The 19,788-nt window shown below is 32.0% G+C and carries 14 protein-coding genes; 12 read left to right on the top strand and 2 right to left on the bottom strand.

Annotated features, from left to right (window positions below):
- Positions 1-272 precede the first annotated feature (272 nt).
- Both ABD715_RS00650 and ABD715_RS00645 read right to left on the bottom strand, forming a co-directional pair.
- On the bottom strand, positions 273-665 hold the full coding sequence (locus tag ABD715_RS00650; RefSeq protein WP_344785919.1) for a hypothetical protein: 393 nt from the start codon (positions 663-665) through the stop codon (positions 273-275).
- Positions 666-670: 5 nt separating this feature from the next.
- Positions 671-883 (bottom strand): hypothetical protein, encoded by a 213-nt coding sequence (locus ABD715_RS00645; RefSeq protein ID WP_344785917.1) that lies wholly within the window; start codon positions 881-883, stop codon positions 671-673.
- Between the two features lie 195 nt (positions 884-1,078).
- Here ABD715_RS00645 and ABD715_RS00640 point away from each other — a divergent pair, with 195 nt between their 5' ends.
- From ABD715_RS00640 to ABD715_RS00585, 12 genes are all read left to right on the top strand, one after another.
- The gene (locus tag ABD715_RS00640) at positions 1,079-3,499 is read left to right on the top strand and encodes a type I restriction-modification system subunit M (protein WP_344785915.1); all 2,421 of its coding nucleotides are present in this window, start codon (positions 1,079-1,081) and stop codon (positions 3,497-3,499) included.
- Positions 3,490-4,731, top strand: a complete 1,242-nt coding sequence (locus ABD715_RS00635; RefSeq protein WP_344785913.1) for a restriction endonuclease subunit S — start codon at positions 3,490-3,492, stop codon at positions 4,729-4,731. Before ABD715_RS00640 ends, ABD715_RS00635 begins: the two co-directional genes overlap by 10 nt.
- A gap of 1 nt (position 4,732) precedes the next feature.
- Complete coding sequence (locus tag ABD715_RS00630; RefSeq protein WP_344785911.1) at positions 4,733-5,242, top strand: hypothetical protein; 510 nt, start codon at positions 4,733-4,735, stop codon at positions 5,240-5,242.
- A 45-nt stretch (positions 5,243-5,287) separates the two neighbouring features.
- On the top strand, positions 5,288-7,414 hold the full coding sequence (locus ABD715_RS00625; protein WP_344785909.1) for a GmrSD restriction endonuclease domain-containing protein: 2,127 nt from the start codon (positions 5,288-5,290) through the stop codon (positions 7,412-7,414).
- Positions 7,407-10,448 (top strand): type I restriction endonuclease subunit R, encoded by a 3,042-nt coding sequence (locus tag ABD715_RS00620; RefSeq protein WP_344785907.1) that lies wholly within the window; start codon positions 7,407-7,409, stop codon positions 10,446-10,448. The genes ABD715_RS00625 and ABD715_RS00620 overlap by 8 nt, the downstream gene beginning before the upstream one ends.
- On the top strand, positions 10,438-11,166 hold the full coding sequence (locus ABD715_RS00615) for a M48 family metallopeptidase (RefSeq protein ID WP_344785905.1): 729 nt from the start codon (positions 10,438-10,440) through the stop codon (positions 11,164-11,166). The genes ABD715_RS00620 and ABD715_RS00615 overlap by 11 nt, the downstream gene beginning before the upstream one ends.
- Positions 11,167-11,176: 10 nt before the next feature.
- Positions 11,177-11,515, top strand: a complete 339-nt coding sequence (locus tag ABD715_RS00610; RefSeq protein ID WP_344785903.1) for a hypothetical protein — start codon at positions 11,177-11,179, stop codon at positions 11,513-11,515.
- A 17-nt stretch (positions 11,516-11,532) separates the two neighbouring features.
- Positions 11,533-11,808, top strand: coding sequence for a hypothetical protein (locus tag ABD715_RS00605; protein WP_344785901.1), 276 nt, complete (start codon positions 11,533-11,535; stop codon positions 11,806-11,808).
- A gap of 14 nt (positions 11,809-11,822) precedes the next feature.
- Entirely contained in the window at positions 11,823-12,437 is a 615-nt protein-coding gene (locus ABD715_RS00600) for an alpha-ketoglutarate-dependent dioxygenase AlkB family protein (protein ID WP_344785899.1), read from the top strand.
- Between the two features lie 10 nt (positions 12,438-12,447).
- On the top strand, positions 12,448-16,947 hold the full coding sequence (locus tag ABD715_RS00595; protein WP_344785897.1) for a DEAD/DEAH box helicase: 4,500 nt from the start codon (positions 12,448-12,450) through the stop codon (positions 16,945-16,947).
- The gene (locus ABD715_RS00590) at positions 16,934-17,665 is read left to right on the top strand and encodes a hypothetical protein (RefSeq protein ID WP_344785895.1); all 732 of its coding nucleotides are present in this window, start codon (positions 16,934-16,936) and stop codon (positions 17,663-17,665) included. Before ABD715_RS00595 ends, ABD715_RS00590 begins: the two co-directional genes overlap by 14 nt.
- Before the next feature lie 70 nt (positions 17,666-17,735).
- Positions 17,736-19,700 (top strand): DUF2779 domain-containing protein, encoded by a 1,965-nt coding sequence (locus ABD715_RS00585; RefSeq protein WP_344785893.1) that lies wholly within the window; start codon positions 17,736-17,738, stop codon positions 19,698-19,700.
- The last annotated feature ends 88 nt before the right edge of the window (positions 19,701-19,788 follow it).

Genomic DNA, 19,788 nt, shown 5'->3' with positions numbered 1-19,788 from the left:
CATGTCTATATAAATTTTATACTCTTTTTGTATCCAATGTTTTTTCATCATAGTGTCACTTATTTAAAAAGGGCTTCTTTTTAGTGTTTTAGGGGTTTATTATAAAATTGCATGTTAGCAAGTACGTGATAGCTAGAGTACAAAAAGTACGTTTAAAGCATCAAATGGTACCTTAATGATAACGGAGGGAGGTACTGTAAGAAGGGTTACTCCCTCCGTTAAAACATAGGTAGGGTAAAATAAAGAGAATGTACTCGAAAGTGTATAGCTAGTTATTTTAAGGGTATTAGTATACTAAATAATCCGCTATTACTTTTTAATAGTTGGTAGTCTGTAACGGTACAATCATACAAAGCGCCATCAACTTCTTCAAGTTTAGACTTGATTAATGTTGATAATCGTTGTTGAGTTAATGGCTTGCTTGGTGATATATTGTTTGTTTTAGTTTTATTAGTAATAGTCATTTTTAAAGCGTCTGAGTCTAAATACTCCGCAAGTATCAATCGGTCAAGCTCATTGTTTTCGTATAACCAAAGGAGCTCTGTTTTTAGACTTTCATCGCTAAAGTCGGCATCCTCTTCATATTGTAAATTAACGTATTTTATTAATAATTCTTTGGTGTAAGGAGTGTACATTAATTCTATGTTTTTTATTATAGATTCCATATGTTTTAGTTTTTATTGGTATTATTTATTTGGTATTTGTGGTTGAATTCAAAAACTAAACTGTGGTGTATTCTCCAGGAATGTCTCTTTTTAAACAGCAGTTCTGGTTGGTCTTTGTATTTTTCTTTGATGATTTTCATTCGGTATCTAAAAGTTCGTTCAGATATACCTGTTAGCTTTAGTATTTCACTAAAGGTGTAATGCGTTTTTTGTTTCATATCTATTCTTTATTAATAAATATGCAGCTGCAAGTAAAAGAGCAAATTATTTTCAAGATTGAACGAAATTTAATAGATATAATTCTATATTTAAGGATTCAAATTGGACATATATTTTAGCGACTTTTCGAGTTCTTCCCTTGGAACTATTATTTATTTATGTCCTCTTGCATTTATATAAAATAAAATCAACTAATGGCAATAAAAAAATCTGAACTATATAGCTCCTTATGGGCTACGTGTAATGAACTAAGAGGCGGTATGGATGCCTCACAATATAAAGATTACGTACTTACTATGCTTTTTGTAAAGTATGTGAGCGATAAGTATGCTGGAAACGCAATGAGCTTAATCGAGATTCCAGAAGGAGCCTCGTTTGACGATATGGTTAAGCTTAAAGGACAACCCGATATTGGAGACCGTATTAATAAAGAAATATTACGACCATTATTTGCTGCCAACGGACTGGAAGGCTCTATGGAACTTGCCGATTTTAATGATGATGAAAAATTAGGTTCTGGTAAAGAAAAAGTAGACCGATTGTCTCGATTGATTGCTATTTTTGAACACGAAGGTTTAAACTTTAAAAATAACCGAGCAGAAGATGACGACATCCTAGGTGATGCCTACGAGTTTTTAATGCGTCACTTTGCTACCGAGTCTGGAAAAAGTAAAGGACAGTTTTATACCCCAGCAGAAGTCTCTAGAATACTTGCTAAAGTTATTAATGTCCATAAGGCAGATAAGCCATCATACACTGCATACGACCCTACATGTGGTTCGGGTTCTTTACTTTTAAAAGTTGCTGATGAAGCTCCAAACGGTTTAACGTTATACGGACAAGAAAAAGATATTGCTACCAAAGGTTTAGCTATCATGAATATGTGGTTACACGGTTATCCAGAGGCTTCCATTGCTGGCGGTAACACCATTGCTACACCACAGTTTAAAGACAGCGAAACAAGCCTTAAACGTTTCGATTTCGTGGTAGCCAACCCACCATTTTCGGTTAAAAGTTGGTCTACAGGTATTAATCCAATGGACGATACGTTTAGTCGTTTTAAAGGTTATGGTGTACCACCAGATAAAAATGGAGATTACGCCTTTTTATTACATATTATTTCGTCTTTAAAAAGTACAGGTAAAGGTGCGGTTATTTTACCGCATGGTGTATTATTTAGAGGAAATGCAGAAGCTGGAATTAGAAAAAACATATTACAACGCAAATGGATTAAAGGTATTATTGGTTTGCCAGCTAACTTGTTTTATGGTACTGGAATTCCCGCCTGTATTATTGTAATTGATAAGGAACATGCTGATGACCGTAAAGGTGTTTTTATGATAGATTCTAGCAAAGGTTTCATAAAAGATGGAAATAAAAACAGACTTCGTGAGCAAGACTTACATAAAATTGTAGACACGTTTAACAACCAATGGGAGTTAGAAAAATATAGCCGATTAGTGCCATATCAAGAAATTGAAGCTAACGAATACAACCTAAATATCCCAAGATATATAGACACCCAAGAGGACGAAGATATACAAGACCTTAACGCACATCTTAATGGTGGAATACCTCAAAAAGATATTGATGCGCTGGAGCAATACTGGAGCGTTTACCCAAATTTAAGAAAAGACTTGTTTTCGCCTATACGTGAAGGTTACTCAAAATTAAACGTACAAAAAGAAGCTATTAAAGCGACTATTTTCGAGCATTCAGACTTCACAGCTTATAATACCGAATTAGACGCTATTTTTAAAGCATTTACAGAGCGTAATCACTCAATATTAAATGGCATTACAGAAAACACCAAGCCTAAAGCTTTTTTAAAAGACATTTCTGAAGATTTACTAGAACGTTACACCAATAAAGCACTGCTAAGTGGTTACGATGTGTATCAACACTTGTTAGATTATTGGAATGATACCATGAAAGATGACGTGTATTTAATATTAGAAGAAGGCTGGAAAGCCAAAGTAAAACGTATCCTGGTAAAAAACAAAAGCGGTAAAGAGGTTGATAAAGGTTGGACTTGCGATTTAATACCAAAAGCCTTAGTAATAAACCAGTATTTAGCAGACGAGCAAGAAGCTTTAAACACTATTGAAGCAGAAATAGAAAGTACACAAGCAGAAATTACTAACTACACCGAGGAACACGCTGGAGAAGAAGGTTTACTTAACGAAGCTACCAACGATAAAGGAGCTATAAGCAAAACCACATTAACTGCGTTTATAAAAGAAATAAAGCAGCAACCCGAAGAAAAAGAAGCCTTGCAGTTAGCCACTAAAATGCTAAAACTATTTACTAAGGAAACGCAACTTAAAAAAGACCTAAGAGCACAAGCAGAGAAACTAGACCAATTAACGCTAGCACAATATGGTAAACTAACAGAAGCCGAAGTGCGTACCCTTGTAGTAGACCATAAATGGCTAACAACTTTACAAGCTGCTATACAAACCGAAATTGATGCCATATCCCAACGTTTAACCAGCCGTATTAAGGAATTAGGAGAACGTTACGATAACACACTTGGCGAGTTAGACAACCAAACTAAAACTTTGGAAGACCAAGTTAATAAGCATCTTGAAAAAATGGGATTGGTATGGAGCTAGTAACAAAAAAAGGCGCTGCTCAGAGTTTGCCTAAGGGTTTTAAACAAACTGAGGTTGGGCTGATTCCTGAGGATTGGAGTTTCGAAATACTTTCAGAATTATGCTCAAAAATTACAGATGGTACTCATGATACACCAAAACCGATTTCTAAAGGAGTCCCATTTTTAACTGCTATTCATGTAAAGGAAAACAAAATACATTACAAAGATTGTTATTTTCTATCTGAGGAAGTTCACAATGAAATTTATAGAAGATGCAATCCTGAGATGAATGATGTTCTAATGGTTAATATTGGAGCAGGAGTAGGAACAACAGCTTTAGTGAAGGTGGATTATGAGTTTAGTTTAAAAAATGTGGCTCTTTTGAAATCTTCAAATAAAATTGACGGCAGCTATCTTAATAATACCCTTATATCAAGAAAAAGGAGAATTTTAAAAGATTTTATTGCAGGAGGTGCTCAACCCTTTCTTTCTCTTGGACAAATTTCGAGAATACAAATCCCAACTCCCCCAACTCTAAAAGAACAACAAGCCATAGCCACAGCATTAAGCGATGTAGATGCCCTTATTTCTAGTTTAGATGCCCTTATAACCAAAAAGAAAGCCATTAAACAAGGTGCCATGCAGCAACTGTTAACACCACCTCATAAAGATGGTAAGCGTTTACCTGGTTTTTCTGGGGAATGGGGAAGTTACACAATTGAAGAAGTTGCAGACTGCTTAGATAATTTAAGAATTCCACTGAACGGTGAGGTAAGAGCAAAAATGAATGGAGATATACCATATTGTGGTGCTAATGGAATAGTAGATTATGTTAACGATTATGTTTTGGATGACGATGTTATTTTAATGGCAGAAGATGGCGGTTATTTTGATGAGTATAAGACTAGACCAATAGCCTACAGAATAAATGGAAAGTGTTGGGTTAATAATCACGCACATATTTTAAAGGCAAAAAAACAATTTGACCAAGGATTTTTGTTTTATTCATTAGTTCATAAAAATATTCTTGATTACATAAATGGAGGAACAAGAGCTAAGTTGAATAAAAGTGAGATGAATAAAATTGAGAATTGGTTTCCAAACTCTAAAGATGAACAAACAGCAATATCTGAAATTCTTTCCGATATGGATATAGAACTGGAACAATTACAATCTAAAACAGCAAAATACCAACAAGTTAAGCAAGGGATGATGCAAGAGTTGTTAACGGGTAAAACGAGGTTAGTGTAATATGGGAGCAATTGTTACTAATTTAGTTGTAGACTGGGAGCTTGTAATAAACATTTTAAGTGTACTAGTTACATTGTTTATAGGTGTGGCTGTGTTGGTCTCAACAAACAAATACAATAAAAACCAATCTGATATTGCTAATCATCAACTTCAAAAACAATTGTTTGGAGAATTCAATAAGCGGTACGATGTTTTAAATGGCTATTTAGAGAAAATAACTAAGTATGAATCTTTAGAACATTTAAAGAAAAACAAGCCTAATAAGTATCCTTTCCTTAGAAATAAGCTTAACGATTATTTTAATCTATGTGCAGAAGAATTCTATTGGTATAACAAAGGGCGTATTGATGAAGATTTATGGAAATCTTGGGAAGTTGGTATGAATTCCTGGTACAATAACCACGAAATTATAAGAGAAGCCTGGAAAGAGGAGTATGAAAATTTTGGGCATCAATCTTTTTATCTTAAGGAAGGTGAGCAATTTTTTAAAGAGTATAAAGCTAGAGTATGATAGAAGGATTGGTAAAGGACTTATTAATTGGTAAACACGGTTGGTATGAGTAAGAAAATAAATGCTTATACCATTTATGATATCGCAAAATGGCAGGTAGATTTAGAAGAAGACTCAAAAAGTTTAAAGGGTGGTATTCAATTACCTACGCTACAACGTGGTTTTGTATGGCAGCCACATCAAATGGAAGCTTTATGGGACTCCATCTTTAGAGGGTATCCTATAGGTAGCTTATTAATGTCAAAAGACATCAATAACACCAAATATTTGTTAGACGGACAGCAAAGGTGCACAACCATCGCTTTAGGATTTCAAAATACGCTCAATTCCATTTCTAGTAATGTACTTAATATAAAAAAAGAAAACATTCCTTCTATCTGGATAGACCTAAAACCATTAGTAAATAATCAAAATGGATTAAGGTTTGCAGTACGTGTTTTAACACGCTCGCATCCTTGGGGATATCGTTTAAACGACCACACCAAGAGGTTATCTATGGCAGACCAAAGAAATGCACTGGAGTATTTTAGAAAAAAGTCTAGTGAGACATCTTTAGGCTTTTCTCAGTTAGATATAGCACTACGCTCGCCATGGGACGCTCATTATCCTGTTCCCTTAGCATTAATTCTAAAAACAGATAAAAACAATTTAAAATCTACACTAGAGTGTTCCTTAACAAATATAGAGACCAAGTATGGTATTTGCGATTACAATAAAATAGATGAAGACTGGCTATACGCCATTTACAAAGGGGTTAATAATGCTAAATCACTACTCTTGCCAGAAATTGTGGTAGATAAAAGTAGTATGGAAGAAGAAGACGTTAATGCAGATAATGAAACAGGAGAAGATGCAGTTTTGTTTTTAAGATTAAATTCATCTGGTACTAGAATATCTGGACAAGAACTTATTTATTCCCTTATTAAAGCGTCATTACCCGAAGCAAAAGAATTAGTTGAAGAAATAGGCTTAAATTTCCTTTCACCTACCACAGTGGTCAATTTATTTGTACGTTTTATAAAAATGAAACGTAGAGATTTTCAATCTTTTGAGCGCACAATTGGGTTACAAGATTTTAGAAAACTGCTAGCAGAAGATGGGTTTAAGGAAGATTTAAAAGAATTTATTAATAGTAAAGAAGCGAAAGATTTAATGGATGGTGCTGTAGCAATTATAAATAGCCATCCGTTACATTTACCACCTATTTTTAATAAAGAAGTACTTTCTAAAAACACAGATTTGTTATTGATTCTGTTAGTTTATAAGTTTAACAATAAGGAGTTAAATACTAATGAAGAAAAGAGTATTCGAAGTGCTTTTATACACTGTACATTATTTTCTGGAAGTAAAGAAAAACGTAAAATAGCGCCTAAGTTCTTTAACGTATTATTTAAAAGTAATTGGCAAAGTTGGAGCGAAATATGGCCGCAATTAAGTATACAAAATCATAACGAATTACCACCATTATTAGCGCCAAAACAGTTTAATGGTTTTCTACAATTAATAGGTGAAAAGTTCTTGAAAGATAGAAATCAACATTTATTTTGGTTCGATTGGCTCAAAGAAGTTTTTAGAGAAAACAATGAGTTTTTAAATCTTTTACCCATAAATTATAATATTTCAGAAGATGTAGATAAGCAATTAGTTGAAGAACAAAAAATAGAGCAAGCAACACATTATTGGAGAAATTTGTGTCATTATGTTTTTTGGAATAGGCAATTTTTAACTGTAGCACAGCGTAATTATTTCAATAGCCAATTTGGGGAATTTATGGCTTTTGAGGGTATTGAGGACACCAATAAACCTTGGGACTGGGACCATATTTATCCAAATAGTTGGGTATATCGCAAAACTAAAATTTCTGTATTAGTAAAATGGTTATTAAATTCAAACGGTAACTTTAGAGCGCTATCTTTTAATGAGAATAGAAGCCAGAGTAATAATCAATCACCAGAGATGAGGTTTAAAGATAATGTACAAGCGCAAAACGATAGTTTTGTTTGTAAAAATGATTTTCAGTATTGGGTAAATCTTACAAATTCAGATAACCGCTTAAAAGAAGGAGACCCAAAGGTTATAAGTTTTGTAAACGCTGTTTTAACACGTATAGGAAATATATATAACGATAGTTATAACGTGATTTTTGAATTAGAAAAAGTAGAACATGAGTAATAAAAACATTGGTAAGCCAGAAAGAGAAACACAAAATAGAGTTGTTCAATTATTTCAAAAAGAATTAGATTACCAATACCTAGGAGATTGGGAAGACCAAGTACGAACGCAACCACTAGAAGAAAACCTTTTAAAGCAGTATCTTTTAGATAAGGGCTACTCTAATGTTTTAGCTCAAAAAGCAATAGACAAGCTAGCTAAAGCAGTTAATAATACAGCTAACGGATTGTACGATGCTAATAAAGAAGTATATCGTTTGTTACGCTACGGTATAACTATACGAGAAGAATTAGGGCAAGCAAAAGAAACCATTTGGTTAATAGATTGGAAAAAACCACAAGACAATAATTTTGCTATAGCGGAAGAAGTTACTGTTAAAGGAAAGTATAATAAGCGTCCAGATATTGTTATTTATCTTAATGGTATTGCCTTAGGTGTCATAGAATTAAAAAGAAGTAAAGTTGGTGTAGAACAAGGTATACGCCAAAACTTAGATAATCAAAAACCAGAATTTATAGAAAGCTTCTTTAGTACCATGCAATTAGTCCTAGCGGGAAATGATACGCAAGGTATCCGTTATGGAACCATAGAAACAACAGAGAAATACTATCTTAAATGGAAAGAAGAAAGCAATAAAGAATTCGATTATCTATTAGACAAGCATATATATCTTATGTTCCAAAAAGAACGCTTTTTAGAGCTTATACATGACTTTGTGGTGTTCGATAAAGGCGTAAAGAAATTAAGCCGTCCTAATCAATATTTTGGAATTAAAGCAGCTCAAGAAAATATTAAAAAAGATACAGGAGGAATTTTATGGCATAGCCAAGGTTCTGGAAAGTCGCTTACCATGGTTTGGCTAACTAAGTGGATTAGAGAAAATATACAAGATAGTCGGGTATTAATTATAACCGACCGTGAAGAGCTAGATGACCAAATAGAAAAACTATTTACAGGTGTAGATGAGCGCATTTACCGTACTAAAAGTGGTCGTGATTTAATTAATGTTTTAAATAATAAAACAGAGATGCTTATAGGCAGTTTGGTCCATAAATTTGGGCGTAATGCCGAAGATGGAGATTACAACGCTTTTATAAAAGACCTTAAAGAAAGCTTAGGAAGTGATTTTAAAGCTAAAGGAAATATCTATGTTTTTGTGGATGAGTGTCACCGTACACAATCTGGTAAACTTCACGAAGCCATGAAAACGATTCTTCCAGAGGCTTTGTTTATAGGTTTTACAGGAACACCATTACTAAAAAAAGACAAACAAAAATCTATTGAAGTTTTTGGCTCATACATAGGTAACCCTTACAAATTTGATGAAGCTGTAGAAGATGGCGTGGTGTTAGATTTATTGTATGAAGCAAGAGATGTTGAGCAATTTGTAACAGACCAAAACAGAATTGACGAATGGTTTGATGCTAAAACTGCTGGGTTAACAGATGTAGCCAAAATAGAACTAAAGAAACGTTGGGGAACCATGCAGAAAATGCTAGGTTCTAAATCCAGGTTAGAAAAAATTGTTTCCGATATTATTTTCGATTTTGAAACTAAGCCAAGATTAAGTACAGGTGAAGGTAATGCCATGTTGGTTTCTAGTTCTGTACACCAAGCTTGCAAATATTACGAGATATTTCAAAATAACAACTTTAAAGATTGTGCAATCATAACTTCTTATGAGCCACATCATGGAGATATTAAAGGTGAAGAAACAGGAGAAGGTTTAACAGATAAACTTTTAAAATATGAAGTTTATACTAAGATGTTAAAAGGTCAAAGTACAGAGGCTTTTGAGGCAGATGCTAAAGCCATGTTTATCAACGAGCCTAATAAAATGAAACTTCTAATTGTTGTAGATAAGCTTTTAACAGGCTTTGATGCTCCATCGGCGACTTATCTCTATATCGATAAAAAAATGCAAGACCATGGCTTATTTCAAGCCATATGTCGTGTTAACCGTGTAGATACAGACGATAAAGAATATGGATATATTATAGATTATAAAGATTTATTTAAAAGTCTCCAGCATTCTATTACTAGTTATACTTCAGAAGTATTTGATAATTATGATGAAGACGATGTAAATGGCTTATTAAAAGATAGGTTTGAAGAAAGTAAAGACCGATTAGAAACAGCATTAGAAACTGTTAGAGCCATGTGCGAGCCTGTATTTCCTAAAGATGAACCTAATTATATTAGATATTTTTGTGGTAATACAGAAAACCCTAATGATATAAAAGCTACTGAAGAAAAAAGAGTCGCCTTATATAAAGCTGTAGTTAGTTTAATAAGAGCTTATGCTAACATTGCTAACGAAATACATAAATTAGGATATTCTGCTTTAGAGGCTAGTAAGATTAAAGAAGAAGTACAGTATTATTCAGACCTTCGAGATACTATCAAGCAAGCTAGTGGTGATTATATCGATTTAAAAAGATTTGAACCAGGTATGCGTCAATTAATGGATATGTACTTAAATGCAAATGCTAGTAAGAAAATTTCAGATTTCGAAAATAAAACCCTGGTAGAACTTATTGTTAAATTAGGTGATGATACTTCAGCGACTTCTGAAGAAAATAAAAAAGGAAAACAGCAAGCTGTAGCAGAAACTATAGAGAATAACGTAAGAAAAGTGATTAATGAAGAGTCACAAACCAATCCAAAGTATTACGAAAAAATGTCTAAACTTTTAGACGAGTTAATTGAATTAAGAAACCAAGACGCTATAGATTATGAGACTTATTTAGACCATATAAAAGAATTAGCAAAAAAGGTGTCAAATCCAGAAGGGAATACAAGCTATCCATCAACAATAAATACAAGAGCAAAGCAAGCGTTGTATGACAATTTAGATAATGATGAAGAACTATCTGTGGTCCTAGACGAAGCTGTAAAATATAATAAACTAGATGGTTGGCGAGATGGCGGTATAAAAGAGAAAAAGCTTCGTATTGCAGTAAATAAATATATTGAAGACCCAGAGAAAGTAATGGAATTAATGAAGATTATAAAGGCGCAAGATGAGTACTAATTCAGATGTATTACAAATTGCCAATGTAGAGATAGATGTGATTAGAAAAGACATTAAAAATATGCATTTGGCAGTATATCCTCCACATGGTAGAATACGCTTGGCGGTTCCTCAAAAAACAGATGAGGAAGTCCTTCGCTTATTTGCTATTAGCAAATTAGGTTGGATAAAAAAGCATGTAAAAAACTTTAAAGCACAAGCCAGAGAAACAGTAAGAACTTACGTTTCTGGAGAAAGTCATTACTATCAAGGAAAACGATATATGCTTGAAGTGATAGAATACGAAGGTGTTAGTTCTGTTGAAATAAAAGGAATCTCTAAGATTCAACTAAAAGTAAAAAAGAATACTACCACAGCTGATAAGGCTAAATTAATGAAAGAATGGTATCGTAAACAATTAAAAGAGCAATTACCAGAGCTTATTGAAAAGTGGGAAAAGGTTATAGATGTAAAATCTAATGCTTGGGGAGTAAAACAAATGAAAACCAAATGGGGAGCTTGTAATACTGATGCTAAACGCATTTGGTTAAACCTAGAATTAGCAAAAAAACCATTAATATGCCTAGAGTATATTTTGGTTCACGAATTGGTACATTTACATGAGCGCCATCACAACGATAGATTTATTTATTTAATGGATAAATTTATGCCTAAATGGAGGTTACATAGAAACGAATTAAACAGCTTGCCAATTGTACATAATGATTGGGGGTATTAAATATAACTTGATGGTTTATAAAAAGAGAGAAATATTAAGCGATTTAATAAAAAAACATGGTAAATCTATTAATCCGAATTTAAAATCTGTAAAAATATTACAATCAGAAAAGGACTGCTTTATAATGTCACAGTTTAATGATGATATAGAAAAACTATATTTAGAAAACTTAGATATAATTGCAGATGATGATTTTATAGAAGTGTCAGATGTAGTAAACCCTAGTATGTTTAATCCTCAGAATGAAATAACAGAAAATGTAAAGATATTTCTTGAAGAACTAGATAAAGAAACCATTGCTATGTGTTTTTCTGAAATTATTGTCGCAGATTTAAACGATAAATTATGAAGTTAGAAAAGGTGTTTTTGGATAGCCCATTGTATTTTGAATGTCCAGCAACAGGAGAAATTATACTTGATGAGGAGAATGAAGTGAGTAATGAGGCTTCAAGTTCTACTGAGTTTATTTACTATGATGGTGAATTTGAGTTTAGCAAGAAATGGGTTGAAAAAGCGTATGAAGGAGATTTAATTAAGTTTATAAAATTAGAATCCAAAGACACAGAAAATGTTATTTGCTATGAACTTGTTATGGGTTCTGGGCCTAGTTTGGATTACGTGTATGTTGGTATAAAGAAATAAAAAGAGATTAGATTATGGAACAATTAGACATGTTTGCAGAAGTACCAGATTATAATCAACCCGTTAAAATAAATAATGGAGAGTATTTATATATCCCAGATTTTTATGATAAGATTGAAGCTGATTCGTACTTGAATACTTTTATAGAAAATATAAAATGGAAGCAAGAATCTATGAATATGTACGGGAAGCAAATCCCTTTCCCTAGATTAACTTCTTGGTATGGTGATTCTGATAAGCCATATAGTTTTTCTGGTATTACTTTACAACCACATCCTTGGTCTAAGGAATTGCTGGAAATAAAAAAAGATATAGAACCTAAATCTGGCGTACAGTTTAATAGTGTTTTATTAAATAGATATCGCAATGGTAATGATTCTATCTCCTGGCATACCGATGCAGAGAAAGAATTGGGTGAAAATCCAATTATAGCCTCAGTAAATTTTGGAGCAGAAAGAAAGTTTCAATTAAAACATATAGAAACTAACGAAAAAGTTGAAATTGTATTAAAACATGGAAGCTTATTAATAATGATGGGTGAGCTTCAGCATTATTGGAAACATCAAGTACCAAAAACTAAAAAGGTACAAGCAGAACGTGTTAATTTAACCTTTAGAGTTATTTTATAACACGTCATTAATGGAGAATTACAATCAACAAATTTCTACACATCCTAATCTAACATTCCAAGATATTCGTGGTATTGCTAATACTAGTATTTCGCATTTAACTCGTGAAGAAAAAGATATACTCTGGAGTGAATTAAAAAGAGGGACGGCTTTATTAAATACACATGAACACATGTGTCAATACCTATGGTCGTTTGGGAACATGCATCAAGCAAAACTCTTGGACGCTTTTGCTCAATTGCCTAAAGAAGTTTTTAATAATGGATTCGAAATTGTTGATTGGGGGTGTGGTCAAGGTTTAGGAACTATTAATTTGTTTGATTACTTAACTAATTTAGGGATTGGTAATAAAGCTCAACGAGTAACGCTTATTGAGCCTTCTGAAGTCGCCTTAAATAGGGCAATAGAACATACAAAAGCATATGTAGATAACGCTGTTATAATTAATAGCTATTCTGATTTCTTTGAAAATATCACACATGACCAAATTAAAAGTGAATTAGGACTACCCGTAATTCATATTTTTTCAAATATATTAGATGTAGCCCAAATAGATTTAAAGCACTTAGCAAAGCTTATTGATACAACTGTTCTATCAGACAATTATATAGTTAGCGTTGGACCATTAAATCCTACTAATTTACGTATTGATGCATTCTATAATTACTTCAATGTACCTCTGTTATACACTAAGGAAACTACTCAGCTTAATAATAGAAATTGGACATATAAATGTAAAATTTTCAAACTTGAGTATACCAATGAAGGACATTTAATTCCTATCGAGTATTATCCTTCAGTTCAATTTCATGCAGCTTATGAATTAGACATAGTAAGAGCTTCAAGAAAAAGATTAAAACATCCATTCTTGGATAAATTATCTCATTTTGAAACCACAGCTCCTTTTGATATTGGAGCAAGTGTATATGACGATGTACATCCTTTATTGGCAGTATTGAATAATATTATAACAAGAGGATTACCAACAAAAGCTAGTTTGTTTATTGAAGAAGTGTTCTCCAAAAGTTTTAATCATTCTTTTAAAAAAGTCATAAGAGGTGAAGTGTATTTTGATACCGATAAGGATATCAATTATCCATATTTGGAGACTCTTTTTGAAAAAGGTTTAAAGGGAGATTTAAAATTTAATGAAAGTGATAAATCGCAAATTCAGACCTTACTAACTCCAATAGCCATTGCTAGATTTCAAAAAGTAATAGTAGAAGCGTTAATAACGGGGCATCTAGAAATACATAAGAAACAATGGAAAATTTTAGTGGAAGAACAAGATGTGCCTTTTGCAGTAATGGCGATAAAGGATTTAGAGCAGTCTTTTAATCATCTTTCGCAATTAAGTATATCGTTTGATGGACTAAAATTTCCAGCAGTTGAATTAGATATTATAAGTAATGATACTTTTTATGATTCCCCTTTACATTTAGGGGTAAATACTCATATTGAACCTAAATCTATACATTTTAGTAAAAAGTACGATATGGTTGTGGATATGGCATTATTACAATCCTACCAAATAGAATCTAATAGCTTTAGTAAATTTAACTGTTTAAATAATTGTTATTTTAATATTCGTACAATTGTACAAAAGAAAAGAGACAGAACAATATACACCTCTAGTTTAATTAAATACAAAAATCTCGTAACTAAGTCCGATTTAGGGGTTTTTAGCGAAAACATTACAGAAAAAGAGAGTTTAACTTATTTCTTACAGCTCCTTTTTAGAAAAGAGGCATTTAGACCAGGTCAATTACCAATACTAGATAGGGCTTTACAGAATCTACCCGTCATAGGACTTTTACCTACGGGTGGCGGAAAGTCATTAACATATCAAATAGCTGCATTATTACAGCCTGGAGTAACTTTGATAATAGACCCACTAAAGTCATTAATGAAAGACCAATATGATGGTCTTATTAATTGTGGTATAGATGTTTGTACTTATTTGAACTCTTCCATTAATAGGAATGAAAGAATCATTAGAGAACACCGCCTAGAGTCCTCTCAATTACTCTTTGCTTTTGTGTCTCCAGAACGTTTATCCATATTAAAATTTAGGGAACGTCTAAAGAGTATGCATGACTATAATGTGTATTTCTCGTACGGAGTTATTGACGAGGTTCATTGTGTCTCGGAATGGGGTCACGACTTTAGGTTTTCATATTTACATTTAGGTCGTAATTTGTATAATTATGTAAAAGCAAAAGAAAAGGAAATTTCATTATTTGGTTTAACAGCAACAGCTTCTTTTGATGTATTATCAGATGTAGAACGAGAGCTTTCTGGTAATGGAGCATTTAATTTGGATTCTGATGCTGTGGTGCGTTATGAAAACACCAATCGTTTAGAATTACAATACAAAATTGAAAGAGTTGAAGCAGAATTCGAAGAGGATTCCTTTTATGACACTCATAATGTTGTAGATGCTAGTCTTCCAAGAGCAATTAATATTACGAATAACTGGTCTGTTTTTGATTCTAAAAAGAAGTTTTTAAAACAGTACGTAAAACAAATCCCAGACTATATAAATGAATTGCAGTTAAATGATAATGTTAGTGTAATTAAAAAAAGATTTAAAGAGAGACAAAACAATGATGACAATATTGATAACGATTTGTCAATAGAAATGCCTTCTGCTTACTTTGAAGAAAAAAAGCTTTATAAAGAAGCTGGTATTGTGTTTTGTCCACATGTGAGAAACACTGGGATATCGGTAGAACAAAATAAAGAAGAGATACAGAGTATAATACCAAATGTAGGTTCATTTACGGGAGGAGATGATGATGAAAGTTCAATGGCTAATTTAGAATTATTTCGTGATGATAAACAGCCTCTTATGATTGCAACTAAAGCCTTTGGAATGGGGATTGATAAGCCAAACGTAAGGTATACAGTAAATATGAATTATTCTAGTTCGTTGGAAAGCTTTGTTCAAGAAGCTGGACGTGCTGGAAGAGATAGGAAAATGGCGCTTTCTGTAATTTTGTTTTCGGATTATGATATTGTGAGAATTAAACCAAGTTTTACTGGTGTAAAATTCCCGCTAAGTACATTAAGAAATAAATGGTTTAAAACGAAAGATTTAAATCACATATTGAAATTTTATGATTTAGAAGTCTCAGAAGAATTTCTTGAAAAAGTAAGCCCTTCAAAAGATTTAGTGAAGTTGCATTGCAAGAAAGACAATAGAATGTTTGCTTTCAATCAATGTAATAACGAGTGTAATTTATTTAATAATTGTACCTTAAAAAAAGTTGAAAGAGATAGTACTGGTTGGCATACCGAAGAAGAACTTAATGTAAAACTAAAGGAACAAGGTTTAAATCTTGGGAGAAAGCATTATCAATATTTAAGTGCAGATTTTCAATCGGTAATGTACTTCTTTAATGAAAGTTTCAAAGGGGATATTGTCGAGAAGACATATATGCATCAGCTATTGAGTGTTAGTAATGTTAGTGTCTATAATAAGATATCTAAGCAATATGAAAACAGAAAAGGTTTTTTAAGTTCGCTTTTAACAACTGGGGTTGATGATAAGGTCATAATTTATGTTAATTATACTAATGAAACCGTAACAGATATTAATAAGGCTATTTATAGGTTATGTTGTATTGAATTGATAGAAGACTTCACGCAAGATTATGCCAATAATCAGTTTAGAATTGTTGCAATAAGGAGAAAGAAAGGTGCTTATTTTAATGGTCTTCTTCATTTTTTGGAAAGATATTTCACCAAGGATAGAGCGCTGTTAGAACTTAAGAAAGCTGAATCAGTAGCTTTAAAAGGAGGAATGGAAAATGAAATTTCTCAAGAAATATATCAATGCTTAGCATATTTAACCGAGTTTGTGTACGACAAGATTTCTGAGAAACGAAAAAGAGCTATTGATGATATGCGTAATTTTTGCTTAGAAGGTGTTTCTGAAGAAAAACCTTGGGTTGAAAGAAATGAAGAACTAAAGGATTTTATTTATTATTACTTCAATTCTAAATATGCTAAAACTGATTACGTTGCTGAAAATGGTGCCCTTTATTCTCTTGTTACTGATACAGATGGAGGTAAAATATCTAGCGTTAATATTTTATTTAAATATCTGAGAGTTATAGAAGATGAATTAGTAGGAATTGGTACACCAATAGATAATGTTAAACACTTGCAAGGAGCAGTGAGATTAATTTCAAGGTCATTAACAGATACTAATCCAGCTTTAGCATTACTAGAAGCTTTTACATTAATTTATTTAGGTACAAATAATAATGAAAATTTAGAAAAACAATTAGTATTACGTTATACCGATGGTATGGAGGAAATGTCTAATAGAATAGAATCAATTGAAGAGTTTTGGGAGATGTTCAGAAAGTATAATAGCTTAATTAAAGTTTACATGAATATTGATACATACAATTCTTTACTGTCTGAAGTACAATTATTAATACATAGCAAACAACTAAAAACAATCACTTTAAAATACTTAGAGCCGAATGAACAGCATTAAGATACAAGATACACTTATTGAAATTGAAGGAAATTTAAAACAATTAGAATCAGCAAGAAATCAAGTTTTGTCTGTAACTAAAGGCAGTCATGAATTATCAGAAAAGGTTCTTTATTTGGTTTCTAATTTTCAAAAACTGAATGATAATTTATCAGAAGAGAATAATACTATTATTGAGCAATTAAGTAAACATAATAATGCTTTTAAAGAAAGAGTTACTGTTATCACAGATAATATTGATGTTTCGGTAAGTGCTTTGGTTGATAAAATTAATACTAGCTCTAGTCGGTTTTCTTCAAATCTAGATGATGTTTCTTTAAAGCATAAATCTAGCTCGGAACAATTAATTAGTGATAAAGAGAAAGTCTTAAATACTATTATTGATAAGCATCAAGCTCTATCTAAAGAAATAGTGAAAATTGAAAACCAATTAAGCACTCTTAATTTTCATAATCAAACTGAGCAAATTATTAAACAATTAGAGATTGTTAAGAATCTATCAGAGAAAATAAAGCAATCAGTAAACGAAAATAAAGAAGCTATTTTGTTAGGGGAGGATAATATCACTAATCGACTTGATGAGTTGTCTTTAAAACAAGAAAAGAATTTTGAAAGTGTTCATGAATTAGTGATGAAAGGTCAAAAGAAGCAATTAGTGTATTTTATTGTTATGTTAGTGTTAGTTTCAGTTTTTTCTATTTTGATTTATTTGAAATAAGATTTATTTCTTGTTTTGGGTATAGATTTATTTTAATCTAATCGAGTATTAATTATAAAACATATATAATATGCGTGTCCTCACTAAATCCCGATTTAAGTTAGGTTTAGAATGCCCTAATAAGTTATTTTACACCAAGAAGGAGCAATATGCTAATCAAAAAGTAAATGATGCGTTTTTACAAGCTTTGGCTCAAGGTGGATTCCAGGTAGAAGAACTGGCACGTATGCATTATCCAAAAGGAGTTTTAATTGAAGGGAATGATTGGGATTATGAGAGACTAGCAGAACAAACTAAAATATTACTCTTACAAGAAAATATAATCATTTTTGAAGCTGCTTTTTTAATAGACAATCTATTTATACGTACAGACATTTTAATTAAGCATGGCAACAATATTAAACTTATAGAAGTTAAGGCTAAATCATATAAACCTTCCAATGATTATACTTTTATTGGAAAAAAAGGTAGTCTTGTTTCAAGTTGGAAGTCATATTTGTTTGATATCGCATTTCAAAAATATGTTATACAGCTAGTCTATCCAGGTTGGTCAATTAATCCTTATCTAATGATGGCTAATAAAGAGGCTAAAGCTTCCATTGATGGTCTCAATCAAATGTTTCGAATAAGTAAACAAGCCGATAATAGAACAGGTATTGTAAAATTGGAATCAGATATTTCGAAATTAGGGACTTCAGTTTTAGGGAAAGTTGATATCAGTCAAGCTGTAGAAGGTATAATGACAGATAAATACAAGTTTCATGATAACATGGGCTTTGTAGAATCGATTACTCTATTAAAAGAAGCCTATTTAGAAGATAGGTATTATAATTGGCCAACAAGTTATAGAGCATGTAAAAGTTGTGAATTTAAAACTACAGATGCCGAAGAAAATGAAGGTAAATTATCGGGATTTAAAACATGTTTTAGGAAGCAGCACCAATGGACAGATACAGATTTTGATACTCCAAACACTTTTGATATTTGGGACTTTAGACGAGGAGAAAAATTGTTTTCTGAAGGAGTTATTTTTAAAAAAGACATTACTCCAGAAGCTATAGGTTACAAAGAAGAAGCTGGGAAGTTATCTAGAACCGAGAGACAGTGGATTCAGATAGAAAAAAATATAAATGAGGATAATACTTGTTATGTCGATGTCGATGGACTCAAACAAGAAATGACATCCTGGATTTATCCCTTACATTTTATAGATTTTGAAACCAGTACAGTAGCATTGCCATTTAATAAAGATAGAAGACCTTATGAGCAAATAGCATTTCAATTTTCGCATCATACTTATCACGAAGATGGTACAATTCATCATGCTTCAGAATATATTAATAATAAACCTGGAGTATTTCCCAATTTTGAGTTTGTCAGACAATTAAAAAAAGTGCTTGCAGCAGATGATGGTACTATATTCAAATTTGCTGCTCATGAAAATACAATTGTAAATGCTATTTATGAACAATTATTAGATTCGGATGAAAATGATAAAAATGAACTTATAGATTTTATACAAACTATTTCGCATAGTAAAAGGAATAGTGTTACGACCTGGAGAGGAAATCGCGACATGGTTGACTTGTGTGAAGTCATTAAGAAATATTATTATAATCCATATGCCAAAGGTTCTAATTCCATTAAAATGGTATTACCAGCAATATTGAAAAGTAGTGCTTTTCTAAAAGATAAATATTCAAAGGCTATAAGGGATATAAAAGTTTCAAGTAAAAATTTCGACTCCAATTATATATGGTTGAAAATTGAAGATAAAGAGGTTGTGAATCCTTATAAGTCATTACCAAAGGTATTTGAAGATTGGACAGAAGAGCAAATAGAACTGTCATTATCTGAAATTGAGGATATAGCAGATGGAGGAGCTGCTCTTACTGCTTACGGTAAATTACAATATACTAATATGTCTAACCAGGAAAGAGAACAACTTACAAGTGCACTATTGAAATATTGTGAGTTGGACACGCTCGCTATGGTAATGATATTGGAATATTTCAAAAATGAATTGGTTATATGAAGTGTATATTTTTAGAGTATGCTTCAAAATGGCACACTTAATTTGAACTGTAGGTAAGTTTTTAAGTGTATATTTTTGACACCCTAAA

The organism is Postechiella marina, assembly GCF_039538365.1.
Classification (GTDB): Bacteria; Bacteroidota; Bacteroidia; order Flavobacteriales; family Flavobacteriaceae; genus Postechiella; species Postechiella marina.
The sequence above is the reverse complement of the archived record's forward strand: the minus strand, read 5'-3'. Positions and strand labels throughout refer to the sequence as shown.

What these genes read in the sequence shown, in the direction of transcription:
- ABD715_RS00600 (WP_344785899.1), top strand. Translation starts at nt 11,823, where the DNA reads ATGGAACAATTAGACATGTTTGCAGAAGTACCAGATTATAATCAACCC.
- ABD715_RS00650 (WP_344785919.1), bottom strand. Translation starts at nt 665, where the DNA reads ATGGAATCTATAATAAAAAACATAGAATTAATGTACACTCCTTACACC.
- ABD715_RS00610 (WP_344785903.1), top strand. Translation starts at nt 11,177, where the DNA reads ATGGTTTATAAAAAGAGAGAAATATTAAGCGATTTAATAAAAAAACAT.
- ABD715_RS00615 (WP_344785905.1), top strand. Translation starts at nt 10,438, where the DNA reads ATGAGTACTAATTCAGATGTATTACAAATTGCCAATGTAGAGATAGAT.
- ABD715_RS00620 (WP_344785907.1), top strand. Translation starts at nt 7,407, where the DNA reads ATGAGTAATAAAAACATTGGTAAGCCAGAAAGAGAAACACAAAATAGA.
- ABD715_RS00635 (WP_344785913.1), top strand. Translation starts at nt 3,490, where the DNA reads ATGGAGCTAGTAACAAAAAAAGGCGCTGCTCAGAGTTTGCCTAAGGGT.
- ABD715_RS00625 (WP_344785909.1), top strand. Translation starts at nt 5,288, where the DNA reads ATGAGTAAGAAAATAAATGCTTATACCATTTATGATATCGCAAAATGG.
- ABD715_RS00585 (WP_344785893.1), top strand. Translation starts at nt 17,736, where the DNA reads ATGCGTGTCCTCACTAAATCCCGATTTAAGTTAGGTTTAGAATGCCCT.
- ABD715_RS00645 (WP_344785917.1), bottom strand. Translation starts at nt 883, where the DNA reads ATGAAACAAAAAACGCATTACACCTTTAGTGAAATACTAAAGCTAACA.
- ABD715_RS00630 (WP_344785911.1), top strand. Translation starts at nt 4,733, where the DNA reads ATGGGAGCAATTGTTACTAATTTAGTTGTAGACTGGGAGCTTGTAATA.
- ABD715_RS00595 (WP_344785897.1), top strand. Translation starts at nt 12,448, where the DNA reads ATGGAGAATTACAATCAACAAATTTCTACACATCCTAATCTAACATTC.
- ABD715_RS00640 (WP_344785915.1), top strand. Translation starts at nt 1,079, where the DNA reads ATGGCAATAAAAAAATCTGAACTATATAGCTCCTTATGGGCTACGTGT.
- ABD715_RS00590 (WP_344785895.1), top strand. Translation starts at nt 16,934, where the DNA reads ATGAACAGCATTAAGATACAAGATACACTTATTGAAATTGAAGGAAAT.